19 protein-coding genes and 1 other RNA gene are annotated in these 15,381 nt (G+C 63.2%); 13 read left to right on the top strand and 7 right to left on the bottom strand.

The window, feature by feature from the left end; genetic code table 11:
* Positions 1 to 87: 87 nt before the first annotated feature.
* The 4 genes from K3178_RS03770 (at position 88) to K3178_RS03755 (ending at position 3,955) form a co-directional block, all read left to right on the top strand.
* The gene (locus K3178_RS03770) at positions 88 to 1,296 is read left to right on the top strand and encodes a hydrolase (RefSeq protein ID WP_221570033.1); all 1,209 of its coding nucleotides are present in this window, start codon (positions 88 to 90) and stop codon (positions 1,294 to 1,296) included.
* Positions 1,293 to 2,309 (top strand): arginine N-succinyltransferase, encoded by a 1,017-nt coding sequence (locus K3178_RS03765; protein WP_221570032.1) that lies wholly within the window; start codon positions 1,293 to 1,295, stop codon positions 2,307 to 2,309. The genes K3178_RS03770 and K3178_RS03765 overlap by 4 nt, the downstream gene beginning before the upstream one ends.
* Positions 2,306 to 3,556, top strand: coding sequence for an N-succinylarginine dihydrolase (locus tag K3178_RS03760; RefSeq protein ID WP_221570031.1), 1,251 nt, complete (start codon positions 2,306 to 2,308; stop codon positions 3,554 to 3,556). The genes K3178_RS03765 and K3178_RS03760 overlap by 4 nt, the downstream gene beginning before the upstream one ends.
* A 144-nt stretch (positions 3,557 to 3,700) precedes the next feature.
* The gene (locus K3178_RS03755) at positions 3,701 to 3,955 is read left to right on the top strand and encodes a hypothetical protein (RefSeq protein WP_221570030.1); all 255 of its coding nucleotides are present in this window, start codon (positions 3,701 to 3,703) and stop codon (positions 3,953 to 3,955) included.
* Between the two features lie 58 nt (positions 3,956 to 4,013).
* Here the strand turns inward: K3178_RS03755 and ssrA are convergent.
* Together ssrA and mscL are read right to left on the bottom strand one after the other, a co-directional pair.
* Positions 4,014 to 4,358, bottom strand: a transfer-messenger RNA (tmRNA) gene (gene ssrA, locus K3178_RS03750).
* Between the two features lie 30 nt (positions 4,359 to 4,388).
* The gene (gene mscL, locus K3178_RS03745; RefSeq protein ID WP_221570029.1) at positions 4,389 to 4,856 is read right to left on the bottom strand and encodes a large conductance mechanosensitive channel protein MscL; all 468 of its coding nucleotides are present in this window, start codon (positions 4,854 to 4,856) and stop codon (positions 4,389 to 4,391) included.
* A 137-nt stretch (positions 4,857 to 4,993) separates the two neighbouring features.
* Here mscL and K3178_RS03740 point away from each other — a divergent pair, with 137 nt between their 5' ends.
* Genes K3178_RS03740 through K3178_RS03715 form a run of 6 tightly spaced genes read left to right on the top strand, consistent with a single transcriptional unit; the run spans position 4,994 to position 9,018 of the window.
* Complete coding sequence (locus tag K3178_RS03740; RefSeq protein WP_221570028.1) at positions 4,994 to 5,608, top strand: LemA family protein; 615 nt, start codon at positions 4,994 to 4,996, stop codon at positions 5,606 to 5,608.
* 34 nt (positions 5,609 to 5,642) lie between these two features.
* A complete protein-coding gene (locus K3178_RS03735; RefSeq protein WP_221570027.1) occupies positions 5,643 to 6,182 on the top strand; it encodes a TPM domain-containing protein in 540 nt (179 codons plus the stop codon).
* Positions 6,179 to 7,009, top strand: coding sequence for a TPM domain-containing protein (locus K3178_RS03730; protein WP_221570026.1), 831 nt, complete (start codon positions 6,179 to 6,181; stop codon positions 7,007 to 7,009). Before K3178_RS03735 ends, K3178_RS03730 begins: the two co-directional genes overlap by 4 nt.
* Complete coding sequence (locus K3178_RS03725; protein ID WP_221570025.1) at positions 7,010 to 7,684, top strand: TPM domain-containing protein; 675 nt, start codon at positions 7,010 to 7,012, stop codon at positions 7,682 to 7,684.
* A gap of 3 nt (positions 7,685 to 7,687) precedes the next feature.
* Positions 7,688 to 8,233, top strand: coding sequence for an NUDIX hydrolase (locus tag K3178_RS03720; protein ID WP_221570024.1), 546 nt, complete (start codon positions 7,688 to 7,690; stop codon positions 8,231 to 8,233).
* A gap of 2 nt (positions 8,234 to 8,235) precedes the next feature.
* Positions 8,236 to 9,018, top strand: coding sequence for an SDR family oxidoreductase (locus K3178_RS03715; protein WP_221570023.1), 783 nt, complete (start codon positions 8,236 to 8,238; stop codon positions 9,016 to 9,018).
* A gap of 92 nt (positions 9,019 to 9,110) precedes the next feature.
* Here K3178_RS03715 and K3178_RS03710 read toward each other — a convergent pair whose 3' ends face one another.
* Genes K3178_RS03710 through K3178_RS03700 form a run of 3 tightly spaced genes read right to left on the bottom strand, consistent with a single transcriptional unit; the run spans position 9,111 to position 9,604 of the window.
* Positions 9,111 to 9,332: a PspC domain-containing protein gene (locus K3178_RS03710; RefSeq protein WP_221570022.1), complete on the bottom strand. Its 222-nt coding sequence runs from the start codon at positions 9,330 to 9,332 to the stop codon at positions 9,111 to 9,113.
* Positions 9,329 to 9,448 (bottom strand): recombination protein F, encoded by a 120-nt coding sequence (locus K3178_RS03705; protein WP_221570021.1) that lies wholly within the window; start codon positions 9,446 to 9,448, stop codon positions 9,329 to 9,331. The genes K3178_RS03710 and K3178_RS03705 overlap by 4 nt, the downstream gene beginning before the upstream one ends.
* A gap of 36 nt (positions 9,449 to 9,484) precedes the next feature.
* On the bottom strand, positions 9,485 to 9,604 hold the full coding sequence (locus K3178_RS03700) for a recombination protein F (protein WP_221570020.1): 120 nt from the start codon (positions 9,602 to 9,604) through the stop codon (positions 9,485 to 9,487).
* Positions 9,605 to 9,834: 230 nt separating this feature from the next.
* Here K3178_RS03700 and recF point away from each other — a divergent pair, with 230 nt between their 5' ends.
* On the top strand, positions 9,835 to 10,914 hold the full coding sequence (gene recF / locus K3178_RS03695) for a DNA replication/repair protein RecF (RefSeq protein WP_221570019.1): 1,080 nt from the start codon (positions 9,835 to 9,837) through the stop codon (positions 10,912 to 10,914).
* On the opposite strand, the gene K3178_RS03690 is transcribed toward recF, so the two are convergent.
* Complete coding sequence (locus K3178_RS03690) at positions 10,911 to 11,513, bottom strand: arylesterase (protein ID WP_345719843.1); 603 nt, start codon at positions 11,511 to 11,513, stop codon at positions 10,911 to 10,913. The two genes, recF and K3178_RS03690, sit on opposite strands and share 4 nt — an antisense overlap.
* A 143-nt stretch (positions 11,514 to 11,656) precedes the next feature.
* Here K3178_RS03690 and K3178_RS03685 point away from each other — a divergent pair, with 143 nt between their 5' ends.
* On the top strand, positions 11,657 to 12,358 hold the full coding sequence (locus K3178_RS03685) for an ABC transporter ATP-binding protein (protein ID WP_425594603.1): 702 nt from the start codon (positions 11,657 to 11,659) through the stop codon (positions 12,356 to 12,358).
* Positions 12,355 to 14,862, top strand: coding sequence for an ABC transporter permease (locus K3178_RS03680; RefSeq protein WP_221570017.1), 2,508 nt, complete (start codon positions 12,355 to 12,357; stop codon positions 14,860 to 14,862). Before K3178_RS03685 ends, K3178_RS03680 begins: the two co-directional genes overlap by 4 nt.
* Here K3178_RS03680 and K3178_RS03675 read toward each other — a convergent pair.
* Complete coding sequence (locus tag K3178_RS03675) at positions 14,859 to 15,347, bottom strand: DUF805 domain-containing protein (RefSeq protein WP_221570016.1); 489 nt, start codon at positions 15,345 to 15,347, stop codon at positions 14,859 to 14,861. The genes K3178_RS03680 and K3178_RS03675 overlap by 4 nt on opposite strands.
* Between the last annotated feature and the right edge of the window lie 34 nt (positions 15,348 to 15,381).

Here is a 15,381-nt window from a genome sequence, read left to right as displayed (position 1 = left end):
GAGGAGTGCCCCACCTATGACGAGACCGGTTGACGATTGCAAGCGGCGGGGTGGACTTGATTGCCCGCGCGTCTAAGGACGTTACCGATGAAACCGGATAGTGCCCCGCAAGCCCTCTTGGACGCCGTCGACGCAGACACCATGCTGCGCGAGGTGCAGGACTGGGCGGCGATCAACACCGGCACGGCGAATATCGAGGGCCTAAACAAGATGGCAGGCGTGCTCGCCGATGCCTTCTCCGTGCTGCCCGGCGATGTCGAACTGGTCGATCCCGCGACCGTGACCGCCATTTCGGCCGAGGGCCGCGAATTCGAGAAGCCGCACGGCCAGCACATGGTCTTGCGCGTGCGCCCCGAGGCAGAGCGGCGCTTTGTGCTGACCGGCCACATGGACACGGTCTTCCCCGTCGACCATCCCTTCCAGGAAGTGACCTGGCTCGATGACGAAACGATCAACGGCCCCGGCACCGCCGATATGAAGGGCGGCCTCAATATCATCCTTCATACGCTGAAGCTGTTCGAGCAGACCGAGAGTGCAGCGCGCGTCGGCTATGACGTGATGATCAATTCGGACGAGGAAACCGGCAGCCTCGCCAGCCGCGGCCTGATCGAAGAGCTGGCGCGCGGGAAATATGCCGCGCTGACCTACGAACCCAGCGCCCTGCCCGACGGCACGCTCGCCCATGCACGCGGCGGCACGGGCAATTACTCGATCACCATCACGGGTCGCAGCGCGCATGCAGGCCGTAATCCGCACGAGGGTCGCAACGCCATCGTCGCTGCTTCCGACCTTGTCCTGCGCATCAAGGCGCTGGAGGCCGAGGACATCACGGTGAATCCTGCGAAAATCGAGGGCGGTGCGGCCAACAACGTCGTTCCCGACCTCGCCATCCTGCGCTTCAACATCCGCCCCAAATCGACCGATGCGATGAACCGCTTCGACGGCGAACTCGACGCGATCCTCCGCGGAATCGAGGCCGAGCACGAAGTCGGCATCCACCGTCACGGCGGCGTGACCCGCCCGCCCAAGCCGGTCGACGCAAAGGCGCAAGCCCTGTTCGATCTCGTCAAAGCATGCGGGGCAGAACTCGGCCAGACCATCGGCTGGAAACCCACCGGCGGCGTGTGCGACGGCAATAATATCGCCGCCACCGGCGTCCCCGTGGTCGACACGATGGGCGTGCGCGGCGGAGCAATCCATTCGCCAGACGAATTCATGATCGTACCTTCGCTGAGGGAACGCGCGGCGCTGTCCGCGCTGGTCCTGACGAAGCTTTCCACCGGAGACCTTTTGTGACGTTTCGCCTGCGCGCCGCGCATATCGACGACCTCGACCACCTCTATGAAATGGCCAAACTCACCGGCGGCGGGTTCACCAACCTGCCGGCCGACAAGGCAGCGCTGACCAGGAAGCTCGAGCGTGCCGACCAAGCCTTTTCGCGCACTGACCACGAATTGGGAGATGACCAGTTCACGCTCGTGCTCGAAAATACCGAGACCGGCCAGGTGCGCGGGACCTGCCAGATTTTCAGCCAGGTCGGCCAGCAGTGGCCGTTCTATTCCTACCGCCTCAACACGCTGACGCAGCACAGCCAGGAACTCGACCGCACCGTGCGCGCCGAACTGCTTAGCCTCGTCACCGATCTCGAAGGGTCCTCCGAAGTCGGCGGGCTGTTCCTGCACCCGGGCGAGCGCGCGGGCGGACACGGCCTGCTGCTGGCACGCAGCCGCTACCTCTTCATCGCCATGCACCGCGCGCGCTTTGCCGACCGCATCCTCGCCGAATTGCGCGGCGTGATCGACGATCGCGGCGGATCGCCCTTCTGGGACGGCGTCGCGGGCCGGTTTTTCGGCATGACCTTCCAAGAAGCCGACTATTTCAATGCGACGAACGGAAACCAGTTCATCGCCGATCTGATGCCCAAGCACCCGGTCTATGTCGAAATGCTGAGCGATGAGGCGCGCAAGGTCATCGGCGTCCCCCACCCCAGCGGCCGTGCTGCCATGCGCATGCTGGAGAACGAGGGCTTTGCGGCGGAAGGCTATGTCGACATTTTCGACGGCGGTCCGACCATGACCGCGCGCACCGACAATGTGAAAAGCATCCGCGAGGCGAAACCCGCACGCGTGACAGCCACCGATCTCGACATCGGCGAACGTGCACTGGTTGCGACCGGCGAACTCGGCGGGTTCAAGTCTGCCTACGGCATGCGCGAATTCGGCGATGACGAGACCGTAGCGATCGACGAAATCTGCGCCAAATCGCTCGAGGTCGGCGTTGGCGACATTGTGTGGAGCGTGGCCCGATGAGCCTCGTGGAAATCAACTTCGACGGAATCGTCGGCCCCAGCCACAATTACGCAGGGCTCAGCCTCGGCAATATCGCCAGCGCGAGCCACAAGGGCGATACTTCCTACCCGCGCGCGGCTGCGCTGCAGGGCATCGCCAAGATGCGCTCGAACATGGCGCTGGGGCTAGCGCAGGGCTTCCTGCTCCCGTTGCCGCGTCCCAATGGCGACCTCGTCCGCGGCCTTGCCATCGACGAGCACGCACCGCGCCAACTGCTGGCCGCCGCATGGTCGGCCTCGAGCATGTGGACCGCCAATGCCGCCACCGTCAGTCCCGCGCCCGATACGGCCGACGGACGCTGCCACCTGACGCCCGCCAACCTCGTCACCATGCCGCACCGCGCGCAGGAATGGCAGGACACGCAGGCGCAGCTCTCTATCGCGTTCGGCGACGAGGAGCACTTCACCATCCATGATGCCGTGCTCCCCGCATTCGGCGACGAAGGCGCGGCCAACCACATGCGTTTCTGCGAAGGGCACGATGCCCGAGGCGTAGAGGTGTTCGTCTGGGGCCGGCAGGGCGGCAAGTTTCCCGCGCGCCAGCACGAACAGGCCAGCCGCGCCATTGCACGCCTACACGGGCTCGACTCCGACAGGTGCGTTTTCATCGAACAGAACCCGGAGGCCATCGAAGCCGGCGCGTTCCATAACGATGTCGTTTCCGTCGCCAACGAGCGCGTTCTGTTCACCCACGAACGAGCCTTTGCCGACCAGAAGGGCGCCTACGAGGCCATCCGCGATGCCTTTCCCGCGCTCGAAGTTGTCGAGGTGCCCGAAAGCGCGGTCAGCCTCGAAGAAGCGATCCGCACCTACCTGTTCAACGCGCAACTCCTCACCCTGCCCAGCGGCGAAATGGCGCTGGTTGTCCCAAGCGAATGCCAGGAGAGCGCAAGCGTCTGGGCCTATTGCGAGAGCATGCTCGCCAGCAACGGCCCGATCCGCAAGGTCATCCCCGTGGACGTACGCCAGTCGATGGCCAATGGCGGCGGCCCCGCCTGCCTGCGCCTGCGCGTCGTGGCGGACCCGGCGACCGTCGACCAGCGCTTCATGATGGACGAGGCGAAAGCCCAGCGCATCGAGGCTGTTGTCGCCGAAATGTGGCCGGAAGCCATCGAACCGTCGCAGATCGGCAGTGACGAATTGGCGAGCCAGGTCATCGAGGCACGCGAGGCGCTTTTAAGTGTCCTGAATCTGGACACCCTCGCCTAAGTCCCTCCGTAAAAGGTTAACGCCGTCGACTCTGCGTCGTCCGATTTTACACTCGGTCTCGTATTAACCACGCGACTCGGCAGGAACGTGTTTGTGGCACGCTCATTGCATATCAAGAGGTTAACAAAGGAGACCGCGCCACCCATGTGGACCAAGGTGAAAAGGCTGTTCGTGATCAAGACGCGCTGGGAAGCGTATCTGATCATCTACGCCCTTGCCCTTGGCGCAATGACGCGCGGCGCCAACTACACGGTCGAATATCCCGGCATCGGCGGTTACCTGCTGATGGCGGCCACGGGCGGCGCCGTCATGCTCGGCGGTGCAAAGATACTGGACGCGATCCGGTATGAGCAGGACGCCAAAAAGGCCGCCGAATCCGAAGAACCGACTTCGGAATAGGTCAATCCGACAGTTTGCGAAGGTGGGGGTTTCTGTTGCTAGCTACCCCCGGAGCCCCGGAATCCGCTTCTGTTGCCCGGTGGGTCCAACCGCGCTTTAGCTTTGTAAGATCAGGGCGTTAGCCCGTCAGATTACGCTGCGAGAGCGAGTGCTTCGTTATCGTTGGCACTTGTGTGTTGTGAACAGTTTTACGGGTTACTCAGCCCGGGCGAAAACACCGTCTTTCAGCACACGTCGATCCTAGTTCGGCCCCGTCAAAAACCGCGCATTATCCGCGGGTTATGGTGGAGCCGCCGGGTACTGCCCCCGGGTCCGTTGCACCTATTACACGGCGCCATTTATCGCCATATCCGGCTCGCGCCGGCAGGTCCCATATAGCGATCAAACGCTTAATGTGAAGTGTATCCCCTCCCGCAGGCAGGAGGGGAGGATCTTACCCCATCGGCCCTTCTTCGGGTGCATAGTCGGGGCGCGCGGCGCGCAATTCGTCGCGGATTTCCTTGAGGATATCGAGTTCGGTCGGGCCCGAGGGCGCTGCCTCTTCCTTTTCCTCGAATTCGGCCATCACCTTCTTGGCGTAGCGCACCAGGAGGAAGATGATGAAGGCGAGGATCAGGAAATTGATGATCGCGGTAACGAAGCTGCCGTAACCGATCATTGCTGCGCCAGCCTCTTGCAAGGCAGCATAGTCGTCCATCGGTCCGTCGTAGTCTGCGGGCGTATCGAGCAGGATGAAATAGCGGCTGAAATCGGCCCCGCCGAAGATCGCGCCGACCACCGGCATGATGATCTCGTCGGTCAGCGATTTGACGATCGCCCCGAATGCCGCGCCGATGATGACCGCCACCGCCAGGTCGATGACGTTGCCCTTGGCGATGAATGCCTTGAAATCCTTCAGCATGCGTAGTCCCTCCTGCAACCCGGTTGTCCCTGCAGCGTTGATTGCACGACAATCGCACGTCCTCAACCCCGCTTCGCTTGAAAGCGCGGGCAAGCGTGCTATCTCGGTAAGACAGTATTGAAGGGGAGTTTCCAGACATGAACCGTTTCACCGCCATTCGCACCGCCACGCTTGGTGCAGCGATGCTTGCGCTGTCGGCCTGCGGCATCAATTCGGTTCCGGCCGCCGAAGAGAATGCGAAGGCCAAGTGGGCGAATGTCGAAGCGGATTTCCAGCGCCGCGCCAATCTCATTCCCAACCTCGAACAGGTGGTGATGTCCTCGGCGGAGCAGGAGCGCCAGACGCTGAACGAGGTGATCCAGGCGCGCGCCTCGGCAACCCGTCCCGAGATCAAGCTCGACGGCGACGATTTGCAGGATCCGGCGAAGATGCAGCAGTATCAGCAGGCGCAGGAGAACCTTGGAACGGCGATCAGTCGTCTGCTCGTATCGGTCGAACGCTATCCCGAGCTGCGCAGCCAAGAGAACTTCGGACGCTTCATGACCCAGCTCGAAGGCACCGAGAACCGCATCGCCATCTCGATCAAGGATTACAACGATGCGGTGCGCGACTATAACACCCGAATCCGCACCTTCCCCGAAACGATCGGTGCGAACATCATTCACGGTGCCGAGCCGATGGTGCCCTATGACGCCGTGACCGAAGGCGCGGAAACCGCCCCGCAGCTCGATATGCGCAGCGACGCAGAGTAAACAGGTCAGCACCCTGCCCCGGAGGGAGGTAGCCATGATCCGCGCCTTACCAGGCCTGTTACTATTCGCGGTGCTGACCGGATGCGGTGGCGCCCCGGAAATTGGCGATCCACAAGAAACTGCGGCGAACGAGAACGAAGCGTTTCTCCCTCTGATGCCTACAGGGCGAGTTACCGATGCGGCCGAAGTTTTACCTCCTGATGTGGAGCGCAAACTAAGCGGCAGGCTCGAGATGCTCGAGATAGAGACTCGTGCGCAATTGGTCGTTGTGACCACCTCTTCACTCGATGGCTTGAGTGTCGAAGATTATGCGCGGACACTGGCAAACGGTTGGGGGGTGGGAAGCGCCGAGCGCAACGACGGTCTGCTCATCCTCGTTGCCCCCAAGGAGAAACAGGTAAGACTGGAGGTAGGCACCGGATTGGAGGAAGTCGTAACGAATAACTTCGCCCAGATGGTGGTCGACGAGATGATGCATCACTTTCGAGAAGGCCAATTTGGTGACGGGTTAGCCCATGGGATAGCCCGGTTAGGCGAGCGCCTGCGCGAACCTCAATTCAAGGAAGCAGCATGATTGCCCGCCTTTTCATGCTCCTCGCTTTCGCAATGCTCGGCCTGACCGCGCCAGCGTACGCCCAGCCCAGCTTCCCGCCCCTCAACAATTCGCCCGTGGTCGACCAGGCTGACCTGCTAACGCCGGCAGAGGAGCAGGCACTGGAGACCAAGCTCCTCGAGTTCGAGCAGCGCAGCGAGCGGCAATTCGTGGTTGCGACGATTGCCGATCTGGAAGGCTATGACATTGCGGACTACGGCTACCAGTTGGGCCGATTTTGGCAATTGGGCGATGCCGAGAACGATGACGGGATCATCCTCATCGTCGCGCCCAATGACAGGGCGATGCGGGTCGAGGTCGGATACGGCCTCGAAGGGATCATCCCCGATGGCCTCGCTTACGAATATATTCAGGGCATGACGCCCTATTTCCGTGATGGAGACTTCTCCGGCGGCATCGATTGGGCCTCGGACCAAATCATCGCGCAACTCGAACTCCCGCCAGAAGAGGCGGCGCAAATCGCGCAACAATCGGAGCGGCGGCGTGCCTCCGAGGGTGAAGGCTTTCCCATCGGCGGACTGATCTGGTTCGCCTTCGTGTTTTTCTTCTTCATCCTGCCGATGCTGCGCGGACGCGGGCGGCGGCGGCGGCGCTATCGCCGCGGGCCTTGGGGCGATACGGCGCGCGACATTATCCTGTGGGAGGCCGGCAAAGCGATCGCGCGCGGCATCGATGGCGGCTCGCGCGGCGGCTGGGGCGGCGGAGGCGGCTTTGGCGGCGGCGGGTTCGGAGGCTTTTCCGGCGGTGGCGGAAGTTTCGGGGGCGGCGGCGCCTCGGGGGGCTGGTAAATGGGTTATCTCGACGCAAAAGGGCACCAAATCGTCAGCGATGCAGTCGCACTGGCGGAAGAGCAAACCAGCGGCGAAATCGTGACCGTGCTGGCCGACCGGTCGGATGGTTATACCGATGTCGCCCTCTGGTGGGCGATCGGGGCAAGCTTCACCGCGATGAGCGTGATGGTCGCCTTTCCCGATTTCTTCCTCGACAAGATCGACTGGATGATGGGCGGCTGGACTGCCGAATGGACCAGCGGCGAGTTCGCGACGATCCTGCTCGCGGTTGGCCTGACGAAATTTCTCGCCGTACTTGCGATACAGTTGTGGCAGCCTCTCAAGTTCCGCCTGATCCCCTCCCCCGTGACCGAAATCCGTGTGCGTGAGGAGGCAATCCGGCATTTCAAGGTTGGCGCAGAGCGGCGCACGCATGGGCGCACCGGCGTCCTGCTGTACCTTTCGATGCGCGAGCACCGCGCCGAGATCGTGGCCGACGAACCCATCGCGACACGCGTTCCTGCCGAGGTATGGGGTGAAGCGATGGTCGACATGCTGGCCGAAGTCAGCCGCGGCCGGATTGCGGAAGGACTGGCGGCGGGTGTGCGCGATGTCGGCCTGGTGCTGGCAGAGCACTTCCCGCGCGGAGAGCATGACGAGAACGAACTGCCCGACCGCCTGATCGAGGTCTGACGGGTGGGAGTTCCCGATCACGACGCAGCCGAAGAAATCAAATGGCAGGGAAGTTTCATCACCGCGAAGAAGCGCGGGCGGTGGGAATATGTCTCGCGCAGTCGAGGTATTCGCGCTGCCGTCATCCTGGCGGTTGACGAAGACGGCCACGTCCTTCTCGTCGAACAATACCGCGTTCCGCTGGAGCGTAATTGCATCGAACTTCCCGCCGGCCTGATCGGTGACGATGACAGCGCAGAGGACGAAGATCCGCTCGCCGCTGCCGGGCGCGAGCTGGAAGAGGAAACCGGTTACCGCGCCGAAGTGCTCGAAAACATTGGCTGCTTCTATTCCTCGCCCGGCATGGTGAGCGAGAGCTTCACCCTCGTTCGCGCGCGCGGTCTGACAAAGGTCAGCGATGGCGGCGGGGTCGAGGGCGAGAACATCATCGTCCACCGTGTCGCGCTCCAGGAATTGCCCGCCTTTCTCGATGCCAAGCGCCATGAGGGTTGCGGGGTCGACGTGCGTATGCTCCTGCTCCTTGGACAAGGCATTATCGAGGGAGATTAAATATGGCAGGCCGCTGCGAGGGTAAGCTGGCATTGGTAACCGGCGGAGCGCAGGGGCTTGGCCGCGCGCATGCCCGCCGGCTGGCAGAAGAAGGTGCGCGCGTGCTCGCGACCGACGTCAATGGTGATGGGGCCGCCGAAACCGCCGCCCTCATCAACGAGGCATTGGGCGATGGCACGGCGTTTTCGATCCAACACGATGTCACCGATCCGCATGCATGGGAGGCGGCCGTCGATGCCGCGCGCGAGAACCTCGGCGGGCTCAACGTGCTGGTCAACAATGCCGGGATCGGCGTTGCGGGCAATATCGAGACCTGCGATTTCGACGATTGGAAGCGGTGTTTCTCGGTCAATGTGGATTCGATCTTCCACGGTTGCCAGAAGGCGCTGCCGCTGATGCGCGAACATGCGCCCGGCTCCATCGTCAACATCTCGAGCATCGCCGGACTGATCGCCAGCGACACCATGCCCGCCTACAATTCAAGCAAGGCTGCGGTGTGGATGCTGTCGAAATCCATCGCGCTGCACTGCGCGAAGAACCGCATGGATATCCGCTGCAATTCCATCCACCCGACCTTCGTCGACACGCCGATCCTGGATGGAACGGCGCGAGCGCATAGCCTCGACAAGGATGTGCTGATGGAAAAGCTCGCCCGGCAGATCCCGCTCAAGAAAGTCGGCGAACCGGACGATATCGCCAATGCAGTCGTTTATCTCGCCAGCGACGAGAGCAAGTTCATGACCGGCGCGGAGATCAAGCTCGACGGCGGCATTTCAGCGATGTGAGAACGAAGAGAGGGGCCAGACGGCCCCTCCCGGTTTTCCAGATTGTGCCACGACCGGCATGAAAACCGGGTCGATTGACGTTTCGGTCGTGGTCAGTCCGCGATCAGGCCGATCGCGAGATAGATGAGCGCGGCAGTGCCGAAGCTCAGGAATGCGCCCGCAACGAAACCGATGCGCACCCAGATGGTGTCGATGCCGGTGTAGCGGCCGATGCCGGAGCAAACGCCCATCAGCTTGCCGCGCTGGTGGTCGAGGCGGAAACCGTCGATGGGTTTCACGGCATAATCGTTTTCACGGTATTTGAGCTGGCTCATACGAGCACTCCATTCGGGCTAGCAGGGACGATGGCATAGGCCATCATGACGGCCGAGAGGGCCAGCGAGAAAGCGGCTGCGAGAAGCTTTCCGCCGTAGTTGTCAGAATCGAACATGTATCCTTCTTCCTTGAGAGAGTTTGCGATCATGGATCAGGCGAGAAGTCCGGCCGGGCTGGCAGGTACGATCGCATAAGCCATCATGAGAGCCGTGGCGCCGAAGGCGAAGACGGCAGCGAGAGCCTTGTTGTTGGCAAAATCTGCAGCGAACATTTCGAGTATTTCCCTTTTCCTTGTCCTGTCTGCCGGACCATCCGGTGGACACCCAAGGGTTTGCAACGGGCGTGCCAAACTTCGAAAACGGGAGAATTCCGCCATTCCTGACTGAATGGAAGACACTTAAGCCGTTCATCAATCCGAAAGGTTGGGAAATTTTCCCAACTATTGGATTTAGCATTTCGGCTGGTCTGGAATCCCGGTGCACGTTAGGGCTTCACGCGTTCATGCTCGACCGCATTTCCCTCGCCCGTTTCCGTAATCACGAAGCAACCGAGCTTTCCGAAACCTCGCGATTCAACCTGCTCGTGGGCGAGAACGGTGCGGGCAAGACCAATGTGTTGGAAGCCCTCTCGCTGCTCGCTCCCGGGCGCGGCCTGAGGCGGGCAGCACTCTCCGAAGTCGTACAGAATGGTTCGCAAAACGGTTTCGGCGTCGGAGCCAGCCTTTCGGCAGGCAATGACGACCCCGTCCGACTCGCCACCTATTCGGAAAGCGCGACACCCGGACGCCGCAAGGTGCGGATCAACGGCGCCGATGCCACGGCCACCGCGCTTGGCGAGTGGCTGGCGATGACATGGCTGACTCCGGCGATGGACGGTCTCTTTACCGGCCCCGCGGCAGATCGCCGCCGCTTCATCGACCGTATGGCGCTCGCGCTCGATCCCGCACATGCACAGCACGCGGCGCGATATGAAGCGGCCTTGCGAGAACGAAACCGCCTGCTTGCAGACGATCGCGCACCGGAGAGCGCCTGGCTCGATGCCATCGAGGCGCAGATGGTCGAGCATGGCGGGAGGCTGGTGGCGGGACGGGCGGCACTGGTCGACACGCTCGCCGCGCGCATCGCGCATATGCCGAGCGAACCCTTCGCCCGCCCTGCCCTCACCTACGTACCCGGAGGTGCAGACGGTCCCGAAGCCTTGTCGCAGGCCTTGTTCGACGGCCGCCAGCGCGACCGCGCTGCCCAGCGTACGCTGGTGGGTCCGCATCGCGACGAACTGGAAGTCATCCACGCCGCCAAGCGCGTGCCGGCAGCGCAAAGCTCGACCGGCGAACAAAAGGCCATGCTGGTGGCAATCACCCTTGCCCATGCAGCTCTCGCAGCGCAGGGACGCGCCGGCGTGCTCCTGCTGGACGAGGTAGCCGCGCATCTCGACCCGGTGCGGCGTGCAGCCCTGTTCGACCAGCTCGATGCCAGCGGCGCGCAGGTCTGGATGACCGGGACGGAACTCGCACCTTTCGAAAGCATCGCCGGCAAGGCCGCCGTCTGGCGGGTGTCGGGCGGGAAGGCCGAACGCGCCTAGCCTTCGGGCAGCGCGCCCCTCACATCGTCGATCGTATCGGCCACCAGCGCATCGATGCCGGCAGCGGTTGGATGGATGCGATCCGACTGGAACAGTTCGGGCGACTGGTAGATGCTTTCCAGCCAGAACGGAACCAGCTCGACACCGTACTCCCTGGCCAACTCGCCATACATACCGTCGAAGGCCTGCTGGTATTCCGGCCCGTAGTTGGGCGGCGACCGCATGCCCATCAGCAGCACCGGTATTTCCCGGGTTTGCAGTTCCTGCAGCATCGCCTCGAAATTGGCGCGCGTATCGGCGGGCTGGATGCCGCGCAGCATATCGTTGCCGCCCAGCTCCAACATGACGAGGTCCGGCTTTTCGCCCTGCGCATCAAGTACAAAGCCGAGCCGCTGCCGGCCAGCCGCACTGGTGTCGCCCGACACCCCTGCATCGACTACTCGCGCGTTGATGCCATTTTCTCGCAGCGCACGCTCAAGCCGCTCGGGATAGCCCTCGTGTTCAGCCAAATTGTAACCGGCGAACAGGCTGTCCCCGAAGGCGAGGATGCGCACTTCCTGTCCATCGACAGCAATATCCTCCGGTGCGGCACTCTCCACGCTCGGTGCAGCGCGAGGATCCGATTCTTCGGCCTCGCCACCACAAGCGGTCAGCGCGAGTGCCAGGATAGGTATCGATAAACTACTTAGTCGCATCGGCGGACTTCCTTGTGCAGGCCATGGCCTTCTGCCATCGCAGCCGCGTGACGACTTCTCAAGACGCGATTTGCGCCGCCGACCTGCGCCTTACCCTTGGTTCCGCCGAAGCACCGGTGGAAATCCTAAAAGGCCTCGACCTCACCATTCGCAAGGGAGAGACCGTGGCGTTGCTCGGCCCTTCCGGCTCGGGCAAGAGCTCGCTGATGGCGGTACTCTCCGGCCTCGAGCGGGCGACCTCGGGCAGCCTGACAGTGGCTGGACAGGATTTCGCCGCAATGGGCGAGGATGAACTCGCCCGCGCACGCAGGGGCCGCATTGGCATCGTGCTGCAGGCATTCCACCTGCTCCCGACCATGACCGCGCTGGAAAACGTGGCGACGCCGATGGAGCTTGCAGGCGAAAGCGACGCGCAGCTTCGCGCAAGGGCGGAACTCGAGGCTGTCGGCCTCGGCCATCGGCTCGACCATTACCCGCAGCAACTCTCGGGCGGCGAGCAGCAGCGTGTCGCCATCGCCCGCGCCATCGCGCCCCGCCCCGAACTCATCTTTGCCGACGAACCCACCGGCAATCTCGATGCGGCGACCGGCCACGAAATCGTCGAACTGCTGTTCAAGCGGCGCGAAGAAACCGGGGCAACGCTGCTCGTCATCACACACGATCCTGAGCTTGCCGAGCATTGCGAGCGGGTGCTGACCATCGGCGACGGTAAGATCGCTACCGATACATCGAAAGTTTCGGGCGCATGAGCTGGGCCACCGCCTGGCGGATCGCCCGGCGCGACCTCAATGCGCGCTTCAAGGGGCTGCGGCTGCTTCTCGTCTGCATCTTCCTCGGCACGGCGGCGCTGGCCGCCATCGGCTCCCTGACCGCCGCCATCGAGCGCGAACTGGCGGCGAATGGACAGGCTTTCCTTGGCGGCGATGTGCAGGTCGAGCTGTGGCAGCGCTCGCTCAACGAAGAGGAACGAGGCGCTCTCGAGGAACTGGGCACTATCTCTGCCGGCACACGGCTCCAGGCCATGGCGCGCAAGGACGATATTGCGGCGCCCATCGAACTGAAGGCAGTCGACGATGCCTATCCGCTCTACGGGACGCTGACCCTGTCCGGCGGCCGGGAAGCAGGGGCTCCGCAGGGCGACGATGCCTATCTGGCACCAGGGGCCGCCGACCGGCTCGGCGTGCAGCCGGGCGACACGATTGCCATCGGCACCCAGACGCTTACCGTGGCAGGGATTATCGAAAACGAACCCGACCGGCTGGGCGAAGGCTTCCAACTGGGTCCGACGATCATCGTCGCCGAGGACCTGCCTGAGCGGGCCGGATTGCTTGCACCGGGCGCGATGTACCAGAGCAAGACCCGCGTGGCGCTGTTCTCGCCGCGCGATCTCGAAGCGGTCGAGGACGAGCTGAAAGCGCGCTTCCCGGACGCAGGCTTCGACATCGACACTGCAGAGCGCGCAGCACCGGGAACCGACCGCTTTGTCGAGCGGATGAGCGAATTCCTCACGCTGGTCGGCCTCGCGGCGCTGGTAATCGCAGGGATCGGCATCGGCGGCGGCGTGTCCTCCTACCTCGACGCGCGGCGGCAATCGGTTGCGACACTGAAGGTGTTGGGCGCGGATAGCCGTGATATCGCCCGCATCTATGCGCTGCAGATTTTCGCGGCATCGGCAGTTGGCAGCCTGGCCGGGCTCGTCGTGGGCGTGGCCGTCGTTCCGATTCTTGCGCAGGCCTTGGAGGGGCTGCTCCCGGTCAATGCGGGCTTCGTTCTGGATCCGGGCGCACTGCTGCTTGCCGCAACCTATGGGCTGCTGGTCGCGCTCGTATTCGCCGCTCCGCCGCTCCTGCGCGCCCGCCAGTTCCCGGCCATGGCGCTGATGCGCGCGCGAGTCGCCCCCCTTGCGCGGGACAAGTCTGCGGTCGCCGTCGTGATCGCGGGCCTCGCCGCCATCGTGATCCTCGCCCTTGCCACTTCGACCAGACCCGAGCTGGCTGGCGGCTTCCTCGCCGGTGCTGCAGTCGTTCTCGGCTTGCTGGCACTCCTCGGCTGGCTGATCCGCAAACTCGCCGCCTCCCTTCCGCGTCCGAAAAGCCCCATAGCCCGAGCCGCGATCGCCAATATTCATCGGCCCGGATCGAGTACCGGCGCGCTGGTTACGGCGCTCGGCTTCGGCCTTGCCGCCTTCGTGCTCCTCGCCGCGATCCAGACCTCGATCGATGGCAATATCGAAAGCCGCGTACCCGAACAGGCCCCGGACTATTTCGTCCTCGACGTGCCGCGCGATCGCGAGGCCGATTTCCGCACGCTGGTGGCCCAGACAGACAGCGATGCGACCATCTCAGCGGTCCCCGCACTGCGCGGCTCGGTGCTGGCATTCGGCTCCGAAGGCGAAATGACTCGCACTGCCAGCTTGGAAGAGATTCCCGACGGAGCATGGGCCCTGCGCGGAGAGCGCGGGCTGACCTATGCCGAAGACGTTCCTCCCGGCAGCACCGTGACCGGCGGCGAATGGTGGGGGCCGATGTACGAGGGCGAGTATCTGGTCTCGGTCGACGAGGAATTCGCCCGGGCCGCAGGGCTGGAAATCGGCGACAAGCTCACCTTCGGCATACTCGGCGCGGAAGTCGAGACGCGCATTGCCAGCACTCGCTCGATCGAGTGGGAGAACATGGGCTTCAACTACGTCTTTGTGCTCAGCCCGAATGCCCTGCGCGGCGTGCCGCACAATCTCGCTGCGACCATCGAATTGTCCGATGGCACTCCGACCGGTCCGCTCCTGCAGGCGATGGTGCGCGAATTTCCCTCCACTTCGGTGATCGAGGTTGGCGGGGTGTTGCAGCAGGCGCGCACGATCCTCGAACAGGTCGGCCTCGCGACGTTGGCGGCAGCAAGCGTAGCAGTGTTGGCGGGACTTGCTGTGCTACTCGGAGCGATTGCAGCCGCACGGGCTTCACGTACCTACGACACGGTGGTCCTGCGCGTCCTTGGCGCGGACCGCAGGCAAGTGCTCGCGATGCAGCTAGCGGAATATGCGTTGCTTGCAGGCGCGCTGGCGCTGGTCGCGCTGGGCCTCGGGACGTTCACCGCATGGCTTGTCGTCACGCAGCTGTTCGAGTTCGACTGGCTGCCCGATTGGGGCCAGGTCCTAGCCGTGCTTGGCCTCGGTCTGGCGGTAGTACTGGGATTTGCCGTGGGCGGGTCGCTACCGCTGTTGCGAGCGAAACCCGCCCAGGCACTCAGAGCGCTTTAGCGATAGCGCACGCCCTGCGGGCGTTCGAACCCTTCCGGAGCGTCATAGCCGTAGTTCGAGGTGGGACCCCAGTCATCGTTTGGGTTGTCGCCCCACTTGTTGTTCGCGACACTCGGCAGGACAGCAATGACCAGCATGGCGAGATTTGCGAGCAGCCCGATAAACGGGATCATCGCCACGAGGACCAGACCAACATAGACCCAGCCGGAAAAGCCGGCATCGTGGAACCGGCGTACCGTAACTGCCAGTGCGGGAATGAAGCTGAACAGCATGAAGATGCCCAGCAGCAGGAAGGCGATGCTTGTGCCCGCGCCCGCCACTATCGCGCCCGGATCATCGAGCAGCAGGAAATCCATGCCGCCGCCTATGATGAAGAGCACCAAAAGTACCGACCACAGCAGCAAGGTGAAAAGCCAGTATTCGGTGCGCGTGGAGCGGCCACCGAATTCGAAATACCGCGCATACGGCAAGAACATCTGATCCATAGCAACAACCCCCTGTTTGGTTGGGAGATATTAC

The sequence above is a fragment of the Qipengyuania sphaerica genome (assembly GCF_019711595.1).
GTDB lineage: Bacteria > Pseudomonadota > Alphaproteobacteria > Sphingomonadales > Sphingomonadaceae > Qipengyuania > Qipengyuania sphaerica.
Note: the sequence above shows the minus strand (reverse complement) of the source record. Positions and strands in the feature narration are given on the sequence as shown.

Coding starts and splice junctions, on each gene's coding strand:
- K3178_RS03715 (WP_221570023.1), top strand. CDS start 8,236: ATGGCAGGCCGCTGCGAGGGTAAGCTGGCATTGGTAACCGGCGGAGCG.
- K3178_RS03705 (WP_221570021.1), bottom strand. CDS start 9,448: ATGTTCGATTCTGACAACTACGGCGGAAAGCTTCTCGCAGCCGCTTTC.
- K3178_RS03770 (WP_221570033.1), top strand. CDS start 88: ATGAAACCGGATAGTGCCCCGCAAGCCCTCTTGGACGCCGTCGACGCA.
- K3178_RS03740 (WP_221570028.1), top strand. CDS start 4,994: ATGAACCGTTTCACCGCCATTCGCACCGCCACGCTTGGTGCAGCGATG.
- K3178_RS03735 (WP_221570027.1), top strand. CDS start 5,643: ATGATCCGCGCCTTACCAGGCCTGTTACTATTCGCGGTGCTGACCGGA.
- recF (WP_221570019.1), top strand. CDS start 9,835: ATGCTCGACCGCATTTCCCTCGCCCGTTTCCGTAATCACGAAGCAACC.
- K3178_RS03680 (WP_221570017.1), top strand. CDS start 12,355: ATGAGCTGGGCCACCGCCTGGCGGATCGCCCGGCGCGACCTCAATGCG.
- mscL (WP_221570029.1), bottom strand. CDS start 4,856: ATGCTGAAGGATTTCAAGGCATTCATCGCCAAGGGCAACGTCATCGAC.
- K3178_RS03760 (WP_221570031.1), top strand. CDS start 2,306: ATGAGCCTCGTGGAAATCAACTTCGACGGAATCGTCGGCCCCAGCCAC.
- K3178_RS03730 (WP_221570026.1), top strand. CDS start 6,179: ATGATTGCCCGCCTTTTCATGCTCCTCGCTTTCGCAATGCTCGGCCTG.
- K3178_RS03710 (WP_221570022.1), bottom strand. CDS start 9,332: ATGAGCCAGCTCAAATACCGTGAAAACGATTATGCCGTGAAACCCATC.
- K3178_RS03675 (WP_221570016.1), bottom strand. CDS start 15,347: ATGGATCAGATGTTCTTGCCGTATGCGCGGTATTTCGAATTCGGTGGC.
- K3178_RS03725 (WP_221570025.1), top strand. CDS start 7,010: ATGGGTTATCTCGACGCAAAAGGGCACCAAATCGTCAGCGATGCAGTC.
- K3178_RS03755 (WP_221570030.1), top strand. CDS start 3,701: ATGTGGACCAAGGTGAAAAGGCTGTTCGTGATCAAGACGCGCTGGGAA.
- K3178_RS03700 (WP_221570020.1), bottom strand. CDS start 9,604: ATGTTCGCTGCAGATTTTGCCAACAACAAGGCTCTCGCTGCCGTCTTC.